Source organism: Tumebacillus lipolyticus (assembly GCF_042682745.1).
Classification (GTDB): domain Bacteria; phylum Bacillota; class Bacilli; order Tumebacillales; family Tumebacillaceae; genus Tumebacillus_A; species Tumebacillus_A lipolyticus.
In genome coordinates, this window is sequence record NZ_JBHUIO010000002.1 from 533,032 (window position 1) to 553,902 (window position 20,871).

Sequence of the window (20,871 nt, forward strand, 5' to 3'; positions counted from 1 at the left end):
CTCCTAGCGATTTCAAGAGGTCTCTTGCTCCTCATCGCCTGAGCCAACCATCTGAGAAACGGGCTCCCAGCGCTCGATAAAGTCCTTCATGTCGGGAATCAATCGCCTCAGTTCACGCTTTTCCATGAGCAGTTCGCGAATGGAAGCGATGTCCTGCGCATCAAACAGCTCCATCGCATGGCTCGGCAATTGATTATAGCGAATTTCCCACAGGGTGACAATTTGACGCAAGCGGTCAAATCGCGCTTCCAGATGATCAGTCGGTCTCCACATCACTCAGGCTGTTCCGAACCGAGCTACTCGCTCTCGCTCCACTTGGTGACGAACGAAGCCAGGTCATCCGCCAGCGCCCCGACGCGCTTGCGCTCGCCCATCAGCGATTCGATCCCTGCCAGATCTTCCGAGTTGAAAAGAGTCAACACTTCGTTCGGAATCGCTTGATTGCGCTCTTGCAGCGCTGCGCTGAGCAGAGAGAGGTGCTGCAAAGCTGCTGCCACCAGCTGAGGGGTCGGTACGCTCGCCAACTCGTCCAACTTTTGGGTCATCAACGTCTGTTCTGTTTTCAACTCTTCCACTTTCTCTTCCTCCAAGTTCGTATCAAGATTCGAAGCGACTGCAACTTCCCGTTCGACGAGCAGACATTCGACCACATCGCCGTTCACGGTGAAGCGCGGATCGTACTCCGGATAAAAGATCTGATATTGATGAGTATCTTGCTCCTCACCGAGGAGCGCGAGCAGACTGCTGAGCTCTCCGCGGCGCTGACCTCGCTCGACCATCAGCCTGGCGAGGTGATCATTGACAGGCTCCCATTCGGTCAGGAGCCATTCGCCCCCATCCATGCGCACAAATCGCGGGTCGCAGTCGAGATCGACGCGCGACATCAGCTCCCCACGGCCGCGTCCGGTCACCTTTTGCAGATAGCGCAGAATATCGCCAAGCTTTTGCGGCTGGCCCGTCTCGGTCAAATACTGATAGGAGAGGTTTTGCAGATCATCTCCCACCGCATGGCGCAGCATATATTTATCCTCAGCGACCGAGGTAAACGCACCGTTTGTCGCTTGCAACGAAGCTCTTACGCGGGCTGAGATCGACTCGCGAGCTTGATCCGGCCCTGCCCAATCGGATAGGACCGCCTCCACCAACCCTTCCTCTGTCAGCGGGCATGGTGCGCAGTGTAACACTCGCTTCAAAAAACCTTCCAAGCTGTAGCGCAACGCCCCAGATCCTTGCTGCAACATGCTGCTTTCATCCCCTTTACTTTCAAAAAAAACTGCCGCTACTCTTCTTAAAAAGAGTTCGACAGCATATAGTCAATTCCTGTCTTGCTGCAAAAAGGTCCGCAGCAATTTTATTTTTCCGCGGCATCGCCCACACCCGAATCGATCGAGGTCGATCTTGCGCTTGCGCTGATACTCTTGCCCACAAGCTGTGCAAACATATTCATAGCGAGTCTTGACCTCGCGCCTGAGCCCGGTGTCCGGACAGTAGCGCGACCCGCCGACCCGCGCCAGCAACTCTTGAAAGTCTCGATCTTGATGGCGATATCCGCGCTTCTGCAGATGCAGATGATAATGGCAAAGCTCGTGTTTGATCGTACCGATCATCGACTCCAAGCCATGCTTTCGATAATGGTGCGGATTGATCTCGATGTTATGAGTTCGCAAGAGGTATCGTCCCCCAGTCGTCCTCAGCCGAGCATTGAATGAGATATGATGCAAAAATGGCAAACCGAAAAACGTTTCTGAGATCTCCTCTGTCAACGATTGCAGTTGTTGCTCCTCCATCCGCTCCGTCGCCTCCACCGTTTACTCGTCGTTCGGGTCGACATGGACGATGTGCTCAGGCTGCAAAGGAAGATCGCGCAAACGAGTCTTTAAAAAGGTGGGGTACACGCGAAGATCAGGCAGCTCTTCGAACCGAAACCATCTATAGATCAAAGGGTGTTCGACTTCGATCCCTCTGTGCTCCACATCTTTGCGGAAGATCGGCAGCGTCCGATCAGCAGTCAGCAGATAATAGAAAGCCACTTCATGGTATTGGTGCTCACTGTGATCAAAGTAGTTTTCCACCACCCACAAAAGACGCTCGACCTGCGCCTGAATGCCGATCTCCTCTTCCATCTCGCGGACGATCGTCTCGGCAGACCGCTCCATCAGCTCAATTCTCCCGCCAGGCAATGCCCAAAAATCGTCTCGTTCCAGCCGGTGCAACAGCACGTATCCCTCATCGATAAACACTCCAGCCGCGCGATGATTGAATCGGGCAATCCCTCGATCGAACGTGATCATCATCTGATAACTCCCCCTTCAAAAGACAGTATTCCTACTCTATCCAATATCAGGTTGGTTTGCAAGCGAAAGAAAAGGCGAGGCGATCGCCGCTTCTGCTCGTCACATCTTTAATTTTCCGATCGCTGATCGCTGTCCGGTTCCGCTTTTCAAGATAAAAAGCTCCTTCCCGCTTCAACGGAAAGGAGCTTCGAGACCGATCCAAATTGTGATCGCCGTATAGGCGAGATAGAGCAGCCCGTATTGCAATCGCTTTCGATTCGGAGTATCGGGTATGCCGACTGTCATCGCGATCAAAAAGCCGCCGATCAGACCGCCGATATGTGCCCAGTTGTTCACGTTGGGCATGATGAAACCGAAGATCAGGTTGATCGCCAACAGCGCGTAAACTGAAGTCCCGATCGTCATCGAAAACGCTTTCCGATTGAACTGCCCAAAGGCGAGGAGAGCGCCAAACAGACCGAACACAGCGCCAGAAGCACCAAGTGAGCTGTTTCCGGCGAATGCGACTGAGAGCAAACTTCCGGCGATCCCCGCCAGCACGTAGATGACCAGAAAGCGCGAGACACCAAAGATGCGCTCCGCGATGCTTCCAAAAAAATAAAGCGTCACCATGTTGAACATGATGTGCGTGATCTCATAGTGCAAAAAGACGGAGGTGAGCAGTCGCCACCATTCTCCCATCCGAACCAATTCAGGGATGAGGAGACCAAAGCCCAGCACTTGCTCTGTGTATTGCAGCCCGATCATCCAGATCAAAACGGTCAGCCCGATGATGCTGAAGACTGTCGGCGTCTTTCGGTTGCCCTTTAACGATTCTGTCACCTGCACGCGCTTCTCCAGCGACCTCGCAAGCAACAACTGCTGCCACGCTTCTGCGGAGCGGGTGATCATCTGATCGCTCGGCTCTTCTTCTGAAAACTTTTTGATCAGCGGCGTCAGATGTTCCAATTGAATATTTTCGACTGCCGGTCCCCACGGCATCGGTCCTACCACACCGCGCATCAAGTCGACGCCGACCGCAACCGCCCCTGTGCTCTTGGTCATGCCCGCATACACGCCAGCGAGTGCGATCGCATTCATGTTCTCGTCGGAGCGCCAATGGGAGAAGACGAACAGCGTCAGGGAGTACATCTTGCGCACCCCGTTTTGTTGCTTGGCTTGGCGGAGGTAAAGCGCCTCTTGCATCAACATTTTTTCGATCTGGTCGGTCCCGATCCGGTCGACCGGGAGCAAGCGCACGACCTGTGCTGTGTTCCAACGCCGTCGCACCAGCACGATCGGTTGAACCTCTTCTTGGCTAAGCGTTTCTTGCCCCGCTTGGGAAACTTGTGGCAAAATAGAAAAATCATCGTGTTCGATCAGCTGCTCTGCCAACTGATACAGCAGAGTCGTCTGTCGTTGTACCGCTTGTTCTGAACTTTCCACGCTCCCGTTTACCCCCTGAAAGGATGTGTCCTGCATGAATATATTCGCCATTGGCGACCTGCATCTCTCTTTTGCCAATCCGAAGCCGATGAACATCTTCGGCGAGCTTTGGAACGATCATCCGGAGAAGATCCGGACCGCTTGGGAAGCGACAGTTGCACCTGAAGACCTCGTGTTGATCCCTGGCGACATCTCATGGGCGATGCAACTGGAAGAAGCGAAGCAAGATCTTGATTATATCGCATCACTTCCTGGCACGAAGGTGATGATCCGCGGCAACCACGACTATTGGTGGTCATCGATCTCAAAAATTCGCAAAAGCGTCGATCCTTCGATTCACGTCTTACAAAATGACTCGATCACCATCGGAGATGTGACGATCGCCGGAGTTCGAGGTTGGGATTGCCCCGGCGGATACAAGTTCGATGAACATGATCGAAAAGTGTATGAACGGGAAGTCGTGCGCTTGCAGATGTCGCTCGACCATGCGATGAACCAAAAGGCTCGTCAGCTGATCGTCATGCTCCACTACCCGCCGACCAATGAGAAGCATCATGCGTCCGGCTTTCTGGAAATGCTGACCCGCTATCCGGTCGACAAGGTCGTCTACGGCCACCTTCATGGAAAGGAAGGTCATCGTCATGCGCTAGAAGGCGTGCATCACGGGATCGAATTTCACCTGACAGCCTGTGATTACCTCAACTTCGCCCCGCTCAAGCTCACGTCATCGAAAGCGTGAGCAGCGGGGCTTCTCCATGCTTGCGCTCAAAGCTGTGAAAGCTTGGCGATCACAGCGCGGGCCTCTTCAACCATCGTCGAGATCACCCGTTCGACAGGCAGGATCTCGGTGATCAATCCGCAGCCTTGCCCGCTGTACGCATACCCGTCTTCGAGCCGCCCTTCGAGCACAGCCAGTCGATTTTTCTCCCCTTTGATGTACGGATAGAGAGACTCAGGTGTCGGGCCCGTCTTTTCAAAACGCAGCACTTCCTCGATGTACTCCCCTTTTAGCACGCGCGTCACATGACCGATGCTTCGCTCGATCATCGTCGTATCTTCGCCCTGGGCAGCTACGATCGCCCGCTTGTAGCGATCATGAGCTGGTGACTCCTCAGTGGCGACCAACCGAGTGCCCAGCTGCACACCTGCCGCACCGAGTGCGAGCGCAGCAGCCAATCCTCGCCCGTCGACAATGCCGCCCGCTGCGATCACCGGGATCTGGACGGCGCTCACCGCCTGTGGAACCAAAGCGAACGTCGTCAGCTCTGCTGGGCCGTTGTGCCCGCCCGCTTCCGTTCCTTCTGCGATCAGAATATCAGCGCCTGCCTGCTCCGCCTTCGCAGCGTGCATCGCCGTCGAGACGACGACCATCACCGGCAGTCCTGCTTCTTTAAATACGGGAATAAACGGCCGCGGGTTCCCTGCGGAGATCGAAACGCCGCTGATCTGATCTTTGTATTTTAAGATCATCTCAACCCGTTCGCGAGGGTCGCTATGTTCACCGATCGGCAGATTGATACCAAACGGTCGATCGGTCTGCTCACATGCAATCTGAATCTGAAGTTCAAAATCGGCAAGCGACCGGCCGGCAGAACCCACTTGGCCGAATGCGCCCGCATTTGAAACGGCAGCCGCCAACTTGCCATCACCTATGTACGCCATACCGCCTTCGATGATCGGATATTCGATCCCTAACAATTCGAGCAATCGCTGTTTCATCGACATCTTCCCCTCCTGAATTCCATGATAGCAGAACCTGCAAAAAAAGGATGCCAACGAGCGCATCCTTTCGGTTGATTTCTATAGGTTATCCGCGCATCAGCGAGAATACTTCTGCACGCGCTTCTGACGATTCTTGATAGATGCCGCGCACAGCGGTGGTGATGGTCGAGGCGCCCGGCTTTTTCACGCCGCGCATCGTCATGCACATATGCTCCGCTTCCACGATGACCGCAACGCCGTGCGGGTTGAGCTTGTTGACGAGCGTATCGGCAACCGTCGCGGTGATGCGCTCTTGCAATTGCGGCTGGCGAGCAACCGTCTCGACGACGCGCGCCAGTTTCGACAGGCCGGTCACTTGACCGTTGCGCGGGATGTAGGCGACGTGCGCTTTGCCATAGAACGGAACGAGATGATGTTCACACATCGAGAAGAACGGGATGTCCTTGACGATGACCACCTCTTCGTGCATCTCATTAAAGATCGCGGAGAGCTCCTCTTCAGGATTTTTCCCCAATCCTTCAAACACTTCTGCATACATTTTTGCCACGCGCTTCGGGGTGTCGAGCAGACCTTCGCGGTCTGGGTTTTCTCCGACAGCTTCTAAAATCATGCGAACTGCAGCCTGTAATTTATCGTGATCAAATGCCATTGCTGGAACCTCCTAGCGAATATCTTACAATCTGTTGATTGATCATCTATTGCACATAGAGTCATAGAAATGCAATCCCTACTATAAACAAATGGAAGCTCTTTTGTCAAATGGGGTCTGGCGCATTACCCGTCTCTTGGTTCTCTCTCCTTACTTTTCCTCCGCACATCGAAATCATGCTCAGCGATCGAAGAAAAGAGCTTCTCCCTGCACGTCGGGAGAAGCCCTTTTTCTTACAACTGCTGTCAGCTGTCAGTTTTGAGGAGTCGTTCCACCAGAACCGCCCGTTCCGCCGCTTCCCCCATCGCCCGGTTGAGTTGGCTGATTGCCATCATCAGGTGGCTTCGGTTGATCTGGCTTCCCCGGGTCAGGCTTCTGGTCTGGTTTTCCCGGCTCGTTCGGCTCCTTACCCGGTGGCTTCTCCTTCCCATCGTCGTTCGGCTTTTGCGGATCGGTCGGACGTTTTGGTTCATTCGGTTGGTCCGGGTCCTTGCCTGGAACCGACAGTTGGGCAAAGTTCGAATCGGACAGCTTCTCGCTACCCTTCATCACGACGACCGAGTAAAGGTATGTCTTGCCCGGCTTGATCGTCGCATCGGTATAGCCCGGCTTGTTCAGCTCTCCGATGCCGCCAGAGTTGGCTACCGTCCCGTTTTGGTTTTTCTCCGCGCGGAACAGGAAGTACTTCACTCCCTCGACAGCGACCGGCGACCAGGAGAGCACCGCTTTGTTGCCCTCCAGTTTGACCGACAGATCGCTTACGATCGCCTTTTCCTTCTCTTGCTCTTCTTTGTTCTTCCCATCGTCCTTGTTCTGCACGTTCGTGTCGAAGCGCAGAGCGGGTCGTCCTTGCAGCCCTTGGGACATCACTTTCGAGAACAGGGCGGCCGGAATTTCCGAGCCTTGACTGCCCAGATAATGCTGTTCATCCGATTGGTCAAATCCCATCCAGCTCACCATCACGTAGCCTGGCGTGTAGCCGGCAAACCATGCATCGCGGTTGCCGCCCGTGTTGCCCATCTCGGTCGTACCCGTCTTGCCGGCCACGTCGCGCCCTGAGATGCGAGCGCTGGTACCCGTTCCTTGTTCCACCGACGCTTTCAGCAGCTTGGTGATCGTTTTTGCCGTATCGCCTTTGATCGCTTGGTGCGTTTTCACGTCGATCGAAGCGAGCTTGTTGCCATCTGCGCTTTGGATCTCGCGAATCGCAAACGGCTCGGTGCGCACGCCGTTGTTCGCAAACGCTGTGTAAGCGCCTGCCATATCGAGCGGCGTCACATCGACGTCGCCGAGCGCCACGCCAAGTCGCTGACCGTCCTCTTTTTTGAGCGGAATGCCAAAGTTTTGCGTCGCATACTTGTAGCCGACATCGACGCCCATGTCGTAGAGCACGGAGACGGTCGGGATGTTCAGCGACCAGATCATCGCTTCGCTCAGCGTCACCTTATCTTTCGGCCACAGTTTCCAGTTGTTCGGCTTGTAGCCGCCGGGGAACTCGGTGCCCGCCTTGTTGTTCAAGATGGAGGCCGGGGTGTAAGCTCCCGTGTCGATCGCCGGCCCGAACGCGATGATCGGCTTGAAGGACGAACCAGGTCTTACTTTCGCCATCGACACCCGGTTGAGCACCGCTTGCGGAGTGTGCTCAAGCTCCGGCTTGTCGCGACCGCCCACCAGCGCCAGCACGCCACCCGTCTCCGGATCGACGATGACAGACGCCGCCTGCGCCCACGTGCCGTCCGCCGCATTTCGCGGGAAGTTGTTCGGATCTGCATACGCTTTTTGAAGCGTGTCTTGCAATTTCGGGTCCAAGTTGGTATACACCTTGACCCCTCCGCGCAAGATCTGCTCCGCTTCGATGCCCAGCTTGTTCGACGCTTCCTCCAACACGTAGTCGAGGTAGTACGGGTACTTGACCTCTTGGTCCATCCCCTTGATGTCGTTGCCCGGCTTTTCCGAGAGGTGCAGCGGCTCTGTCTTCGCCTGATTGTACTGCTCCTCGGTGATGTACTCATACTTGAGCATCTGATCGAGCACGATGTTGCGGCGCTCGATCGAAAGCTCCGGATTGGAGCGAGGGTTGTACGCGCTCGGCGCGTTCGGCAGACCTGCCAACAGGGCGCTCTCCGCCAATGTCAGATCCTGCATGCGATCCCCTTTGTCAAAGTAAACCTCTGCCGCATATTTGATGCCGGTCACGTTGCCCGCGAACGTGATGCGGTTAAAATACATCTCCAAAATATCGTCTTTCGAATAGTTTCGCTCGATCTGTGCCGCGAGCGAAATCTCCTTGACCTTCCGCGTAAACGTCTTCTCGTGCGAAAGGTAGACGTTCTTCGCAAGCTGCTGGGTGATCGTCGAACCACCTTCCGCTTTGGAGCCGGTGATAATATCGCGGTAGACCGCACGACCGACCGCACGGAAATCGATGCCGTTGTGCGTCTTAAAGCGATTGTCCTCAACCGCGACCAATGCGTCCTGCAACGGCTGCGGGATTTCGCTCAGCTTGGCCGGCTCGCCAGCAAACGACTGAAAGGACATGATCTCATTGCCGTCTTTGTCATAGATATACGAGGTCTTGTACTCGATCTCAAGCTTCGATTTATCAAATGTCGGGAGCGCAATGCTGCATCCGATCAAGATCACAGCGATGCCTGTCACCAAAAAGGCGATCAAGATGCTCCTCAAGATTTTCTTCCCCACTACCTATCACCTCTTTTGCACATTCTACTGCACGACACCTTTCTCTACAACACAGTTTCTCGTCCAAGAATCGCAATTTCTGGTACTTCTGCTTACTCCTATTCGCAGAGATGGCTTTTTTTCTGTCCAAATAAAAAGACCTTCCCTATATAAGACGATTCACGCAGGGAAGGGGTTTCACTTGTCGATGTAGATGTAATTTTCAGATTCAAAACGGTCTTGATCAGGCGCTCAGGATATATCCGCCGACCATGATCAGGCTCCCCCCGATCATGATCCGGCTGAGGCTGACACCGTTGGCCAGCTCATTGAAGAAGATCAACCCGAGCACCACCGCCACCAGCGTGTTCGCATTGACGAGCGGAATCAGCTGGGATACGTTGGTCCCCGGGTCGCGAAACGCTCCGGTCACAGCGAGCGTGCCGATCAGCCAGACCGCGCCAGCCAGAGCTCCGATCAGCAGGTTGGACATCACCTGGGGCGATCCGAGCACCACCGTTCCACCGCGCAACCAGGCAAACAGGACCGCCGTGACCGCAACGCCGAGCGCCAACCCGAGCGCGATCAACTCAAGCGGCGCCTTGCTGTATTTGTCGGAGCTCAAATATTTTAACGGGATGCTGTACACCCCGTATGCGAATGCGGCGACGATGCCGGCAATCACCCACGACTTCAATCACACCACCTCAGCGATCTGAGAGATTGGCCTATCTCCTGTCTATATCTATGACGACTGAGGGTTGGACTTTCCCATACCTTCGAACCAATTCTTCGACTGAGATCATCACCCGCTTGAGCGCGAACGCTTTTTCCCGCTTTCGAGAGAGCCGTCTGCCCTCCGGATGACAGATCAAGAGCATCAGTCGCATGTACCACGCTTTAAAACGAAACCAGCCTGTGTCGGGGACGCTCTGAACGGTAAACCCGAGCGGCTCGACCCCGCGATTGAGCAGCGTGACTCCGATCAGCGCTTTGATCCGTTCGCCGCGAGGATGTCTGCGCAGAAACTCCACCAGTTCGGGCAGTGAGCGCTGCGTTTCGCGCAGCACGATCACCCCTCTTCTGTTATCAGACTTCACCCCGTGCAACATCTGCTGCAAGCGCAGATTATAAATGTGTAAAAAGCCAACCCAATCGCCTTCATGTATCTCCTGACCATCTGGCAGTCGGATCACCGGGCCAGCATAGTGCCGAACGCGAATGCGAAAAATATTCTTGCCTCGACGGTCTTCGAAGTCGAATCTGCGCAGCAACCGGTACAGTACATCGCCCCATCCCCACAGGAGCAACTCGATTCGGTTCATCTTTGCATCCCCTCACAGAGCTTCTAAAGTGTGCCTCCCTAGTATGAGCGTCCCATTTCATGTGTATGCTGAAGGAGTAGTTCCCTTGTAAAAACAAAAATCCTCCGGGGAATCAATCCCGGAGGCTTTGTTCGCAGTGTGATTACAGCTTGATTACGTTTGCTGCTTGCGGACCGCGAGCGCCATCGACGATGTCGAAAGATACAGATTGACCTTCTTCGAGGGTCTTGAAACCATCAGTTTGGATAGCGGAGAAGTGTACGAATACATCGCCGCCGTCCTCGCGCTCGATGAAGCCGTAACCTTTTTCAGCGTTAAACCATTTCACTTTTCCTTGCATGGGAATCCTCCTAACGGTACATTAAAGATAAAGGTAAAACTTGTTGTCCTATCTTACCTTTGTGTAATATTTTACCTCGTATGAAATTCGAAGTCAATCTTCCTTCGCGAGATAAAAAATATTTATGATGCAAACAGGAGCGAAATTCCATGAAGAAAAAACGCACAGCCCTCACAAAGATCTATCTGGTCAACGTGGAGGACCCAGACGATTATTATTTCAAGCCGGAAGCAGTTCTCTTTCTCGATGAAAATGGATATTTCACGCTGTACACCACAGACTCGCGACACAATTTCCTGCGCGCGGCCGTGCAAAAATATCCATATCAAGAGCTTGAGGATGGCGTCCATCACCGCAATCATCATCTGCAACTACACGATATCACCCTGCAGTTGGGCGAAGAGTACGATCTTCTGGTCGACGAGATGTTTGCCATGCTGCACACGATCTACAACTGGTCGCCTCGTCAGCACTTCTATCTGGAGAAACATCTGTCTGTCAGCAGCTTACAAAACGGGTTTATCCCGTAAGCATGAGCTCTCCGCGCAAGCGAGAGCCTCTTTATTTTACGCGGGTCATCGCAAAGTCGTAGAGGCGTGGAAACAGGTGGCGCAGCTTGACCGGTATCGCCGCCAACTTCGGCAACAGGTAGAGCGGCTTTTTCTGTACGGCCGCCTTGATCACCGTCTCCGCCACCTCTTCCGTCTTCAAAAAGCCCACCAGCTTCGGTACGCTGTGTCGGTCCGCTCGGTCAAAAAATGGGGTTTCGACCGGCCCTGGATTGATCGTCGACAAGGTGATGCCCGACCCTTTCAACTCATAGCGCAGCGCATCGGAAAACCCCATCACCGCGTGCTTGGTCGCAGCGTACACCCCATGTTTCTTGCCCGCCATGAACGAGGCGATCGAAGCGATGTTGATGATGTGCCCGCTGTTGCGCTCTCGCATCGATGGCAGAACCGCGCGCGTCATGCGGACGAGACCGAAGTAGTTGACATCCATCATGCCTTCGACCTCTTCCATCGCGATCTCCTCGGTGGAGACAAACAGCCCATAGCCGGAGTTGTTCAACAGGATATCGATGCGCGAGAAGCGCTTGAGCACATCCTGCACGACGCTCGTCACGTTATCCCCATCGGTCACATCGAGCGAATAATAGGGCGCTTCGATGTTGTAGCGCTGCTTGATCTCAGCAGACAACTCTTGAAGCTTTTCGATCGAGCGAGCAGCCAAGACGGGAATCGCTCCGTGCTTGGCAAATTTGAGCGCCGCTTCTCGTCCGATTCCAGAAGAGGCGCCGGTGATCAGCACAATCTGATTTTGCAACAACAGCATCACTGATCCATGCCCTGTTTCGTCGGGCCGCTCCAGGAGAGCATTCCGCCGTAGAAGTTGATCACATCTTCATAGCCGTTCATCTTCATGTAGCGGGCGACCTGCTGACTGCGGTTGCCGCTGCGACAGACGAGCACATAGCTCTCCTCCTTGCCCAGCTCAGCCAACATGCTCGGAATCGTGTTCATCGGAACGAGCGGCACGCCCGGGATGTGGCCTGCCGTGTATTCATGCGGTTCGCGAACATCGATCAACTTGATCTTCCCCGCTTCGAACTGCGCGATCAGCGCTTGTAACTCAGCAGCATCCACTTGGCGGATGCCATCGATCTCCTTTGCCATCTGCTTTCATCCTCCTTATTACTCTCCAAAAAGATCGCTCGACAAATAGCGCTCCCCCGTGTCAGGTGCGATGCAGAGCACTCGCTTGCCAGCGCCGAGCCGCTTCGCAACCTGTAGGGCGGTATGAACAGCCGCTCCTGCAGACGTTCCGACGAGGATTCCCTCGCTGCGGGCAAGACTGCGAGTCGTCTCCTGCGCATCGCGGTCGCTGATCCGAAAGATCTGATCATATACTTCCCGATTCAAGATCTTCGGCACAAATCCAGGGCTCGTCCCCACGATCTTATGCGGCCCTGGCGGCTCACCCGAGAGGACTGCAGAAGTCTCCGGTTCCACCACGTAGACCTTGAGGCCCGGGATCAGCTCTTTGAGCGTTTCGCCAGTCCCGGTGATCGTCCCTCCCGTCCCAGCTGTCGCCACAAACGCGTCGAGACGTCCACCCATCTGCTTAAAGATCTCCTGCGCGGTCGTTTTGCGATGCACGTCCGGGTTGGCCAAATTCTCAAACTGCATCGGGATGAAGCTGTCTGCGATCTGCGAAGCCAGCTCCTCCGCCCGCTCCACAGCACCGTTCATCCGCTTCGCTCCCGGCGTCAACACCACCTCCGCCCCATAGGCCCGCAGGATGGAGATGCGCTCCTCAGTCGCAGTGTCGGGCATCACCAAGATCGCGCGATACCCTTTTGCTGCCGCGACCATCGCAAGCCCGATCCCCGTGTTGCCACTGGTCGGCTCGATGATCGTCGAGCCGGGCTTCAGCAGACCCTGTCGCTCCGCTTCTGCGATCATATTGTACGCCGCGCGATCTTTCACACTGCGGCTCGGGTTGAACATCTCCAGCTTCACGTAGACGTCCGCCATGTCGGCACCTGCGATGCGCGACAGTTTGACCACCGGCGTCTCACCGATCAACTCGGCGATATTATGTACGATTTTCATCGGCCTCAACTCCTTCGTTCGGCCCCCGATTCCTGATGCTCAATGCGGGTTGTTCACTAATCGTGGCATGTTTTCTCCCACCTGTCAATCGAGCAGGCTGATCGATCAGATGACGCGCTTCGCACCGATGAATCGCGAATGATAATATTGTTCCTCAAGCGTCGAAGTGATCACGCCCGTCTTGTCGTTGAGCGCATGAACGAACTTGCCCTCGCCAACATAGATGCCAAGGTGCGAGGGGCCAGGAGCATAGGTGCTGAAAAAGACGAGGTCGCCCGGCTGCAGCTCTTGCTTCGGAACCGATTCGCCGACGGCGAACTGATCGTAGGAGTTGCGCGGCACCTCCACTCCGTTCACTCGGTAGACGTACTGCGTAAACCCGGAACAGTCAAACCCCTGCGGTGTCGTACCGCCCCATACATACGGAGTTCCGATGAACCGCTCGGCCTCGCGAGCGACGCGAAGCCTGCTCTGCTCCTGCACCTGCTTGGCAGCTTGGGCGAGGTGAATCGAGCGCGAGGTGAGCAGGTTGCGCGGGATCGACAGCTCTTCGGCACGACGGCCGAGCCGCTTCTGTTCGAGCAGCTTCTGATCTTCCGCTCGCAGCTCTTGCAGGCTGATCCCCGTTCCGATCTCGAACATCGAGGATGCTCGCAGACTCTCTGTGCGAAGGTCGAAACCACGCCCTGAGAGATCGAGCTGAACGAGCGGTCGCCCCTCCGCGAGCGCAGTGACGCTGGTCTGCGAACTGGGAAGGACGAGCACCCAAGTGAGGATCATGATCAACCAAGCGGTCACCCATTGCTGTCTCCTGTTCATCATTCGACTCCTTTCGCACGCAAGCTCTGATTCTCTTCCCAAAAGAAAAACCACCCTAGGAAAGAGTGATCTTCTTTGTACATCCTATGTAGGCTTTTCCACCGTTTAGAAACATCATTCACCAAAAGCGCAGGCGATTGCCACCCGGCTCCTGATCTAGTACCCCACTTCGATCGCCGCGTTGACGACGATCACCTCGTCATTGACATCTCCCTTGTCCGGCAAGACGACACCGCTTGAGCAGATCAGACCGCCAGGAACTACTTCGAACGAAACCTGACCGTAGGGAAATGTCGTTTTCACTTTTTCAAGGTCCACCTGCTCTGCCGGAACGGGCACGCCGAGTTTGACTCGCACGATCATCTTGTTGATGTCTCCATCGGGCAGGATTGAGCGAATGCCAGGCATCGAATTGGTTCCGATCGCATTTTTGCATGCGCGAATCGCAGCGACCGTCGCATCCTGTCCATGCAGATCAACACCCATTCCGATCTCAATAAAAACCACGTTCATAACAATTCCCCTCTCTTGGTGTTCTTATCCATTTGATCATAATGAAAAAATCAACTTCGCACAAAAGAGAACATATGTTCTTGCCAAATCGTTCCTCCCATAGTACAATCTAGTTACAGAGACTTTGAAAGGAGTGAAGGTTCATGGCAAATCCCGCATGGTTGAACCAACCCCCCATTCGTTCACATGCTCAAGTTCTTAGTGCGCAGCTCGATCTGCTCGATGTAGATTGGAAAGCTCCTCATCTTGAGCGGGAGGTAGCCGGAGCCTTTGCTCTCTCCTTTTCCCCCAATCTTGTCCGCCATCTGATCAATTCCTTCTCGCGACCTGGCGATCTGGTGCTCGACTGCTTTCTCGGTTCGGGATGCGCCGTGCAGCAATCGCTGATGATGGGACGTGAGGCGTTGGGCATCGATTGCAATCAAGACATGCTCGACAAAGCATTGCGGCGCATCGACGTCTTCGCAGAGGGCAACACCCCCACGCTGCTCTGCGGAGACGCCCGCAAGCTCAGCAGCTATCTCGCCGAAGAGTCGATCGACCTCGTGATCACACAGCCCCCCTATGGAAGCACCTACCGCTTTTCCACCCAGAATCCTGATGATCTTTCCCTGCTCTCCTCCCGCGACTTTCTGACGGCGATCGAACAGGTGGCAGCCGAGCTGTTCACCGTGATGAAGCCAAACGGTATCTGCGCCCTGTTGATCGGTGATGTCAAGGCGCAAGGTCGCATGATGCCCCTCGGTTTTCAGTTCATCCACCGCTTTCTCTCTCGCGGCTTCTCCGTTCTTGACACCTATGATTCCCGCACCCCTCTACACAAGTTGCCCGTCCCGCTCCACAATCATGAATATCTGTTCGTCTTTCAGAAAAAGCAAAAAGCGCCGAAGCACCCCCGCTAAGGCTTACTGAGTCGCCTGTTTGCTGGGTTGCTTCAGCGCCGTTTTCCTTCCTTTTTTATAATGGTCGCAGATCGTTTGCAGTGGGCAGATCTCACATTTAGGACTTCTCGCGCCACAGACGCGTCTGCCGTGCAAGATGAGCGCATGATGCACGAACGTCCACTCCGCTTGGGGGAGCTTTCGCATCAGATCCCGCTCCGTCTGCAACACGTTGGTCGCTTTGGTCATCCCCATTCGATGAGCCAATCTGTCCACATGAGTGTCAACCGCGATGGCAGGTATGCCGAAGGCGGTGCTCAGCACCACATTGGCCGTCTTCCGACCAACCCCTGGCAGCGATACGAGATAGTCATAATCGTTGGGTACTTGTCCTTTCTGTTCGGCGACCAGTCGCTTGCACGTCTCCAAAATGTTTTTCGCTTTGTTTCGAAACAGCCCGATCCGCCGTATCTGCTCCTCCATCTCCGCTTGACTCAAGCGCAGATAATCGTGGGGATGCGGGTACTTTTCAAACAGTCCTGGCGTCACTTCATTGACGAGCTTATCTGTGCATTGTGCAGACAGAATGACTGCGATCAGCAGTTCGAACGGATTGTTGTACAGGAGCTCACAGTGTGCGTCCGGATACATCTCCCGCAGGTGTTCGATCAACACGGGAACATCTGCTTTTTTCATCATCTCATGATCACCCCGCACTACGCATTCGACAAGTGCTCTTCGTTTCCTTTACCAATACTGAGCAAAGAACAGGATGGAAATGCTGATCGAGCATACCGCTTGCAAGCTCAATTCGATCGCCGCGCGATTTTTGCGCACCCAAGCTGGAAGTTCCATCGCTCTCACCTCTTGCCCTCTTTTCCACATTTTATGTATGAGCTCTTCACATGGAACGGCACAAAGGCGGTGTAGCAAAATCAGGGCATCTTTCACTATATCTTTTAAATCGACTTTGTATTATAATAAAAGTGAAGTAAGATATCAAAAAGAAACATCAAGAGAGGGAGGTATTCACGTGGAAACGTTTACAGAGGAGCGCCTTGAAATGCTTCGCAAACAATGGGAAGAGCATCTCCCATCACTCGCTACTTCAGGCGAACCTTTTTATTCGCTCATGAAGTTCGAAGGCGAGAAAAATTTAGGGGAGATTTACGCCTATCCGGGTATTGATTTGCCCTTCGGACGTCAAGCGATGGTCGTCCCGCTCTTTCCGGTCGAAGCGGTCGCTCGTGAATGTGAAGGGGTGGTCCGCAACAGTAACCCCGAATGGCGTGCTGTCGGAATCAGCGAACAGTTTTTGGGAGCGGTGCTCAGCTTGCTCGAGTATCAGGAGCTCAAGCTCGTCATCGGCGTCTCACCGACGAAAAGCATCGTCTGCGATCTCGGTAAGGTGCCCGAGCTGGTTGAAAAAATTCGAGCGGAAGGCTTCAGCGAAGAGCTGTTAGCTCCGATCGTCGATACAGATCCTCAGTAAAAAGCAGGCCGCTCATCAGGCCTGCTTTTCCTATCTGCGAAAGAAGAGCGGTACGCAGCAGATGTCTTCCATCCCCATCACCGCATCAATATAATACTCGATGTGCGGCTCTGGAATCTTTCCTGCCACCCGCTCGCGAAATGCAGCGATCATCCCCTGCTGATCGACCTCGATCACTTTTGACAGCGCAGGGAATTCGGAGTCTGTCGATTGGTTGATCGCCGCGAGCCAGTCGGCTGGCACCTCCCCGCGCTCAGATCGTTCCTCACTCCACAGTTCCCGCGCGAGGGAGCCGATCATCAGCAGATCGTGGGCGAACAATGCGCGAGCCATACCAGATCGCACAGTGAGATCTCGATGGTTCAACACGCCGAGCAGCAACTGCCATCCGTCTTCATCCAGTTCAAACGCGTTGGCCACGCCGACGATCGCGCCAAAGCACTCCGCTTGCGGATGATCGCCCATGCGAGCTGTCGCCTCCAGTCCGACACCCAGCGCGGATAGGAGCTCTTTGCCGCCTTTGTTCTGCATCTCGATCGCCGCCAAGACGGTCGGAAAAAGCAACGGCTGATCGCCTAGCATCACGTTGCCGAGCACCGCCTGCGGAGCTGGCACCATGCGCCCGCTGGCAAACAGCATCGCTTGTTCTTCCCCGCCAAACGACTCCAGATGCTCCGCCAGCCGCTCCCCCTCTTCCTCACCTCTTCCGGCAAACGACCGTCCTAAGGATTCGAGAAAGAGCAACTTGATCTTGTTCGTCTCCTCAGCACTCCAGTCGGGCCATACCGCCTCCCGAGCGCGTTCCAACCACCTTTGCATGTTTGCATCCTCCTCAGCAGTTATCGTTGAAAGAGCCCTAACAGCAGCGCAGTGAGACCACCGGCGATCACCGGGCCGGTCGGCACCCCTTTAAACAATGCCACCCCAAGTATCGTACCGATCATCAGCCCGGTGACGACCAGCGGATTGCCAGACATCAGTGGAATGCCGCGTCCGGCCGCATAAGAAACGAACATCCCCATCGCGATTGCCAGCAGGGCTGCTGGAGAGGTGAAGGTGTGCATCACTTCATTTATGCTGATCTTGCCGCTCGCAAGCGGTGCCAGCACACCGATGGTCAGGATGATCACACCGACGTTCAAGCCATGCTGCTCCAAGCTCGGCAACACTTTTTCCAAGTGTACCAGCCTGATTAACAACAGCACTGCCACCGCGATCGAAACGGTGTGGTTATTTCCAATGATTCCGATTGCAAGCAATATCAATAAGAGCAGATTGGTCAAATCCATACACTTCGACTTCCTTTCTTGATTTCCACTATAATGAAAAGTCTAGCAGAGAGCAAATGCGTATGAGACATACCACTTGGATCATAGAACTGAGAAGACTCCCATTCTTTGCAACGTCTGCCAGTTGGCATCCATTGTCGCCTTTATTGCGAAGTGATAGAATAGTCAGGTCGTAGACGAATGATTTGGAGATGATGTTCAGATGGCGATTACAACCAGATTTCGCGGTGCGTTGAACTCGTATCCGAAGCTGTTATGGTTTCTTGCATTTGGCGCGTTTTTGAACGTTGCCGGGCTATCTTTTATTTGGCCGCTAAACTCGATTTATATCCATGAAGAGTTAGGAAAACCGCTGACCGTCGCCGGGATCGTGCTGCTCTTGCACTCGGCGGGCGCTTCGATCGGCCAGCTGGTCGGTGGTACGCTGTTTGACAAGATCGGAGGGCGTCCGGTGCTCCTGATCGGTCTGTTCGGCTCTGCCGGGCTGATGAGCTTGATCGGTTTCTTCGACTCCTGGCCGCTGTATGTGACGGTGATGGTCCTTTATGGCTTAACAGCATCGCTCGTCTTCCCGGCGATGAACGCCTTGGCTGCCAAGTCATGGCCTGAAGGCGGCAGGAGAGCGTTCAACTTCATCTATGTTGCGAACAACCTCGGCGTTGCTGCCGGTACGGCAATCGGTGGACTGGTTGCCTCCTATTCTTTCAAGCTGGCCTTCTTCTCAGCAGCGATCACATTTTTGCTCTTTGCAATCTTCGTCATCTTTAAGATTCAAGATCGCCCCAGCAAAAAAGAAGCGGATCAGGCTGCACCTGCTGCTCACGCATCCGCACATGAGACGGCCGCAACCAGCGCGCTCGTCGAACCAAAGATTCCGTGGGTGCCAGTCCTCTCTCTGTTTGTTGGGCTGCTCGTCGCTTGGATCGTCTATGTGCAATGGCAAACGTCGATCTCCGTGCATATGCAGGCGAACGGGATCGAACTATCAGCCTACAGCGTGCTTTGGACGCTGAACGGTGCGCTGATCTTCCTCGGTCAGCCACTGCTAGCATTTGCGATCAAATACTTCCGCAGCTTGGCCTCCCAGATGTATCTTGGCACTGCCTTGTTCTTGCTCTGCTTCGCCCTGCTGTTAACTGCGGATCACTACCTGATCTACGTCGCAGGTATGGTGATCCTCACTTTCGGTGAAATGTTGCTCTGGCCAGGCATTCCAGCAGCTGTCTCCCAGCTCTCCCCGCCGTCCCGAGCAGGCTTTTTACAAGGTGTGATCGGCAGTGGCGCGACTGCTGGCCGGATGCTCGGCCCCCTGCTCGGCGGGTTGCTCTATGACAACACCTCGTTCTTCAACTTGCTGCTGGTGATGGTCATCCTGCTCGCGCTGCCAACTTTGTGCTTCACCATCTATTCTCGAACGAGCAAACGAAAAGAACGGACCTGATGGTCCGTTCTTCTTATTTTCCAGATTATTTTCCGGAGATCGAAAGCGAGTTGATCTTTAACGACGGCGATCCACATGCACCTCGACCGGAGCCTTGGAAACGCAAGTCGTTCCCAATCGCCTCTACATTTTGTAAAACGGAGAGGATATTACCCGACACGGTGATCTGATCGACCGGGCGGACGACCTTGCCATCCTCGATCAGATGACCGAGCGCCGAGAGCGAGAAGTTGCCGGAGACCATGTCGGAGCCAGCGTGCATCCCTTGCAATTCGATGATCAGAATACCGCGCTTGGTACCTGCGATCAGCTCATCGAGCGACCGATCGCCCGGCTCGATGTACAGGTTGTTCGGCGAGATCGTCAGATCGCCGCGATAGCCCGCTTTAAACCCGTTGCCGGTCGGTTCGACCCCCGCTTTTTTCGCGCTCTTCAGATGATGTAAGAACGTGACCAACTGCCCGTCCTTGATCACCTCATTGCGCCCAGTTGCCACCCCTTCAGAGTCGAACGGAACACTGCCCGGCGCACCAGGCAGATGCGCATCATCGATCATCGTGATGTTCTGGCCTGCGACCTGTTCGCCCAGGCGACCTTGCAACACGGAAAGCCCTTTTTCCGCATTTGCGCCCGAAAAGATCGGCGAATAGGTTTGTAGCAGCGTAGACATCGCATTGTTGCGGAAGATGATTTCATAATTATCCGATTCGACCGTCTGAGCGCCGAGCTTCGCCGCCGCATCACGACCTACGCGATCGGCAAAGTCGCTCACGTTTAGATCATCGAGGCTGCGGGAGGTAAAGCCAGAATCGTACGCGGTTGCGACCGCCCCATGCTCTTTTGCCATCGCCGACAATTGGCTGACCGCCATCGTGCTTGCTGTGTGACAGTCCAGACCTTTCGTATTGACGATCAGCAGTTCACTGTTGCTCCAGACAAGCGCACAAGAATTTAACATCTCGATGCGCGGGTCAGCGTCAAGCGCCGCCTTTTCCATCGCGAGCGCCGTCGAAATGATCGCTTGCGAGTCTGTGTCGATCAACTGCTGAGAGAAGTTGCTCACCTTTTGGTAGCTCTCCGACCCTGCAAACAGCTCGGTCTTCTCTTCGCTCTGCGTCACTTCCGCATTTTCCCGCGCTGCCTGCAGCAGCTGATCGATCGACTCCTCGTCGAGCTTCTCAGTAAATGCGGTTCCCATCGTCCCCTGATATTCACCGCGGAACGACAGCCCGGCCCGCTCTACGATGTTGAATGCATCGATATCGCCTTTAAAAATCCGAACGGAAGTGGCGCGATCCGCTTGGTAATAGATCTCCATATCACCAAATCCGTACTCGGCGCCTTTGGCAAACACAATTTCTTTCAATCGGTTGCGTTCGATCGTCAT

General features: G+C 54.6%; 25 protein-coding genes. 5 read left to right on the forward strand and 20 right to left on the reverse strand.

What is annotated here, in order from left to right:
* Positions 1–12 precede the first annotated feature (12 nt).
* From ACFSOY_RS01840 to ACFSOY_RS01860, 5 genes are all read right to left on the reverse strand, one after another.
* A complete protein-coding gene (locus ACFSOY_RS01840) occupies positions 13–273 on the reverse strand; it encodes a hypothetical protein (RefSeq protein WP_386043759.1) in 261 nt (86 codons plus the stop codon).
* Positions 274–296: 23 nt separating this feature from the next.
* The gene (locus tag ACFSOY_RS01845; RefSeq protein WP_386043761.1) at positions 297–1,241 is read right to left on the reverse strand and encodes a hypothetical protein; all 945 of its coding nucleotides are present in this window, start codon (positions 1,239–1,241) and stop codon (positions 297–299) included.
* 72 nt (positions 1,242–1,313) lie between these two features.
* On the reverse strand, positions 1,314–1,787 hold the full coding sequence (locus ACFSOY_RS01850; RefSeq protein WP_386043763.1) for a SprT family protein: 474 nt from the start codon (positions 1,785–1,787) through the stop codon (positions 1,314–1,316).
* A gap of 21 nt (positions 1,788–1,808) precedes the next feature.
* Positions 1,809–2,294, reverse strand: coding sequence for an NUDIX hydrolase (locus ACFSOY_RS01855; protein WP_386043765.1), 486 nt, complete (start codon positions 2,292–2,294; stop codon positions 1,809–1,811).
* Between the two features lie 171 nt (positions 2,295–2,465).
* Positions 2,466–3,719, reverse strand: coding sequence for a rhomboid family intramembrane serine protease (locus tag ACFSOY_RS01860; RefSeq protein ID WP_386043767.1), 1,254 nt, complete (start codon positions 3,717–3,719; stop codon positions 2,466–2,468).
* A 34-nt stretch (positions 3,720–3,753) separates the two neighbouring features.
* Between ACFSOY_RS01860 and ACFSOY_RS01865 the strand changes: the two genes are divergently transcribed.
* Positions 3,754–4,458 (forward strand): metallophosphoesterase, encoded by a 705-nt coding sequence (locus ACFSOY_RS01865; protein WP_386043769.1) that lies wholly within the window; start codon positions 3,754–3,756, stop codon positions 4,456–4,458.
* Positions 4,459–4,484: 26 nt separating this feature from the next.
* Here the strand turns inward: ACFSOY_RS01865 and ACFSOY_RS01870 are convergent, their stop codons facing one another.
* From ACFSOY_RS01870 to ACFSOY_RS01895, 6 genes are all read right to left on the reverse strand, one after another.
* On the reverse strand, positions 4,485–5,438 hold the full coding sequence (locus ACFSOY_RS01870; protein ID WP_386043771.1) for an NAD(P)H-dependent flavin oxidoreductase: 954 nt from the start codon (positions 5,436–5,438) through the stop codon (positions 4,485–4,487).
* An 88-nt stretch (positions 5,439–5,526) separates the two neighbouring features.
* Entirely contained in the window at positions 5,527–6,090 is a 564-nt protein-coding gene (folE, locus tag ACFSOY_RS01875) for a GTP cyclohydrolase I FolE (RefSeq protein ID WP_386043773.1), read from the reverse strand.
* 252 nt (positions 6,091–6,342) lie between these two features.
* Positions 6,343–8,790, reverse strand: a complete 2,448-nt coding sequence (locus ACFSOY_RS01880; RefSeq protein ID WP_386043775.1) for a transglycosylase domain-containing protein — start codon at positions 8,788–8,790, stop codon at positions 6,343–6,345.
* A 223-nt stretch (positions 8,791–9,013) separates the two neighbouring features.
* Positions 9,014–9,466, reverse strand: coding sequence for a hypothetical protein (locus ACFSOY_RS01885; RefSeq protein ID WP_386043777.1), 453 nt, complete (start codon positions 9,464–9,466; stop codon positions 9,014–9,016).
* Between the two features lie 31 nt (positions 9,467–9,497).
* The gene (locus ACFSOY_RS01890) at positions 9,498–10,094 is read right to left on the reverse strand and encodes a YkoP family protein (protein WP_386043779.1); all 597 of its coding nucleotides are present in this window, start codon (positions 10,092–10,094) and stop codon (positions 9,498–9,500) included.
* 142 nt (positions 10,095–10,236) lie between these two features.
* Positions 10,237–10,434: a cold shock domain-containing protein gene (locus ACFSOY_RS01895; RefSeq protein WP_386043781.1), complete on the reverse strand. Its 198-nt coding sequence runs from the start codon at positions 10,432–10,434 to the stop codon at positions 10,237–10,239.
* 149 nt (positions 10,435–10,583) lie between these two features.
* On the opposite strand from ACFSOY_RS01895, the gene ACFSOY_RS01900 reads away from it, so the two are divergent.
* Entirely contained in the window at positions 10,584–10,964 is a 381-nt protein-coding gene (locus tag ACFSOY_RS01900; RefSeq protein ID WP_386043783.1) for a hypothetical protein, read from the forward strand.
* A 31-nt stretch (positions 10,965–10,995) separates the two neighbouring features.
* On the opposite strand, the gene ACFSOY_RS01905 is transcribed toward ACFSOY_RS01900, so the two are convergent.
* The 5 genes from ACFSOY_RS01905 to ACFSOY_RS01925 form a co-directional block, all read right to left on the reverse strand.
* On the reverse strand, positions 10,996–11,769 hold the full coding sequence (locus tag ACFSOY_RS01905; RefSeq protein ID WP_386043785.1) for an SDR family NAD(P)-dependent oxidoreductase: 774 nt from the start codon (positions 11,767–11,769) through the stop codon (positions 10,996–10,998).
* Positions 11,769–12,110 carry a rhodanese-like domain-containing protein gene (locus ACFSOY_RS01910; RefSeq protein ID WP_386043787.1) on the reverse strand — a complete coding sequence of 114 codons (342 nt, stop codon included), beginning with the start codon at positions 12,108–12,110 and terminating at the stop codon, positions 11,769–11,771. Before ACFSOY_RS01910 ends, ACFSOY_RS01905 begins: the two co-directional genes overlap by 1 nt.
* 18 nt (positions 12,111–12,128) lie before the next feature.
* Positions 12,129–13,049, reverse strand: coding sequence for a cysteine synthase A (cysK, locus tag ACFSOY_RS01915; protein WP_386043789.1), 921 nt, complete (start codon positions 13,047–13,049; stop codon positions 12,129–12,131).
* Positions 13,050–13,154: 105 nt separating this feature from the next.
* On the reverse strand, positions 13,155–13,868 hold the full coding sequence (locus tag ACFSOY_RS01920; protein ID WP_386043791.1) for a C40 family peptidase: 714 nt from the start codon (positions 13,866–13,868) through the stop codon (positions 13,155–13,157).
* Between the two features lie 156 nt (positions 13,869–14,024).
* Complete coding sequence (locus ACFSOY_RS01925) at positions 14,025–14,381, reverse strand: Lin0512 family protein (RefSeq protein WP_386043793.1); 357 nt, start codon at positions 14,379–14,381, stop codon at positions 14,025–14,027.
* A 143-nt stretch (positions 14,382–14,524) separates the two neighbouring features.
* On the opposite strand from ACFSOY_RS01925, the gene ACFSOY_RS01930 reads away from it, so the two are divergent.
* Positions 14,525–15,283: a TRM11 family SAM-dependent methyltransferase gene (locus ACFSOY_RS01930; protein ID WP_386043795.1), complete on the forward strand. Its 759-nt coding sequence runs from the start codon at positions 14,525–14,527 to the stop codon at positions 15,281–15,283.
* Between the two features lie 3 nt (positions 15,284–15,286).
* Here ACFSOY_RS01930 and nth read toward each other — a convergent pair whose 3' ends face one another.
* The gene (gene nth / locus ACFSOY_RS01935) at positions 15,287–15,961 is read right to left on the reverse strand and encodes an endonuclease III (RefSeq protein ID WP_386043797.1); all 675 of its coding nucleotides are present in this window, start codon (positions 15,959–15,961) and stop codon (positions 15,287–15,289) included.
* 334 nt (positions 15,962–16,295) lie between these two features.
* Between nth and ACFSOY_RS01940 the strand changes: the two genes are divergently transcribed.
* Entirely contained in the window at positions 16,296–16,754 is a 459-nt protein-coding gene (locus ACFSOY_RS01940) for a hypothetical protein (RefSeq protein ID WP_386043799.1), read from the forward strand.
* A 30-nt stretch (positions 16,755–16,784) separates the two neighbouring features.
* On the opposite strand, the gene ACFSOY_RS01945 is transcribed toward ACFSOY_RS01940, so the two are convergent.
* Together ACFSOY_RS01945 and ACFSOY_RS01950 are read right to left on the reverse strand one after the other, a co-directional pair.
* Positions 16,785–17,573, reverse strand: coding sequence for an MmgE/PrpD family protein (locus ACFSOY_RS01945; RefSeq protein WP_386043801.1), 789 nt, complete (start codon positions 17,571–17,573; stop codon positions 16,785–16,787).
* Between the two features lie 20 nt (positions 17,574–17,593).
* The gene (locus ACFSOY_RS01950; RefSeq protein ID WP_386043803.1) at positions 17,594–18,043 is read right to left on the reverse strand and encodes a DUF441 domain-containing protein; all 450 of its coding nucleotides are present in this window, start codon (positions 18,041–18,043) and stop codon (positions 17,594–17,596) included.
* 202 nt (positions 18,044–18,245) lie between these two features.
* Here ACFSOY_RS01950 and ACFSOY_RS01955 point away from each other — a divergent pair, with 202 nt between their 5' ends.
* Positions 18,246–19,484 carry an MFS transporter gene (locus tag ACFSOY_RS01955; protein ID WP_386043805.1) on the forward strand — a complete coding sequence of 413 codons (1,239 nt, stop codon included), beginning with the start codon at positions 18,246–18,248 and terminating at the stop codon, positions 19,482–19,484.
* 25 nt (positions 19,485–19,509) lie between these two features.
* On the opposite strand, the gene ACFSOY_RS01960 is transcribed toward ACFSOY_RS01955, so the two are convergent.
* Positions 19,510–20,871 carry a TldD/PmbA family protein gene (locus ACFSOY_RS01960; RefSeq protein ID WP_386043807.1) on the reverse strand — a complete coding sequence of 454 codons (1,362 nt, stop codon included), beginning with the start codon at positions 20,869–20,871 and terminating at the stop codon, positions 19,510–19,512.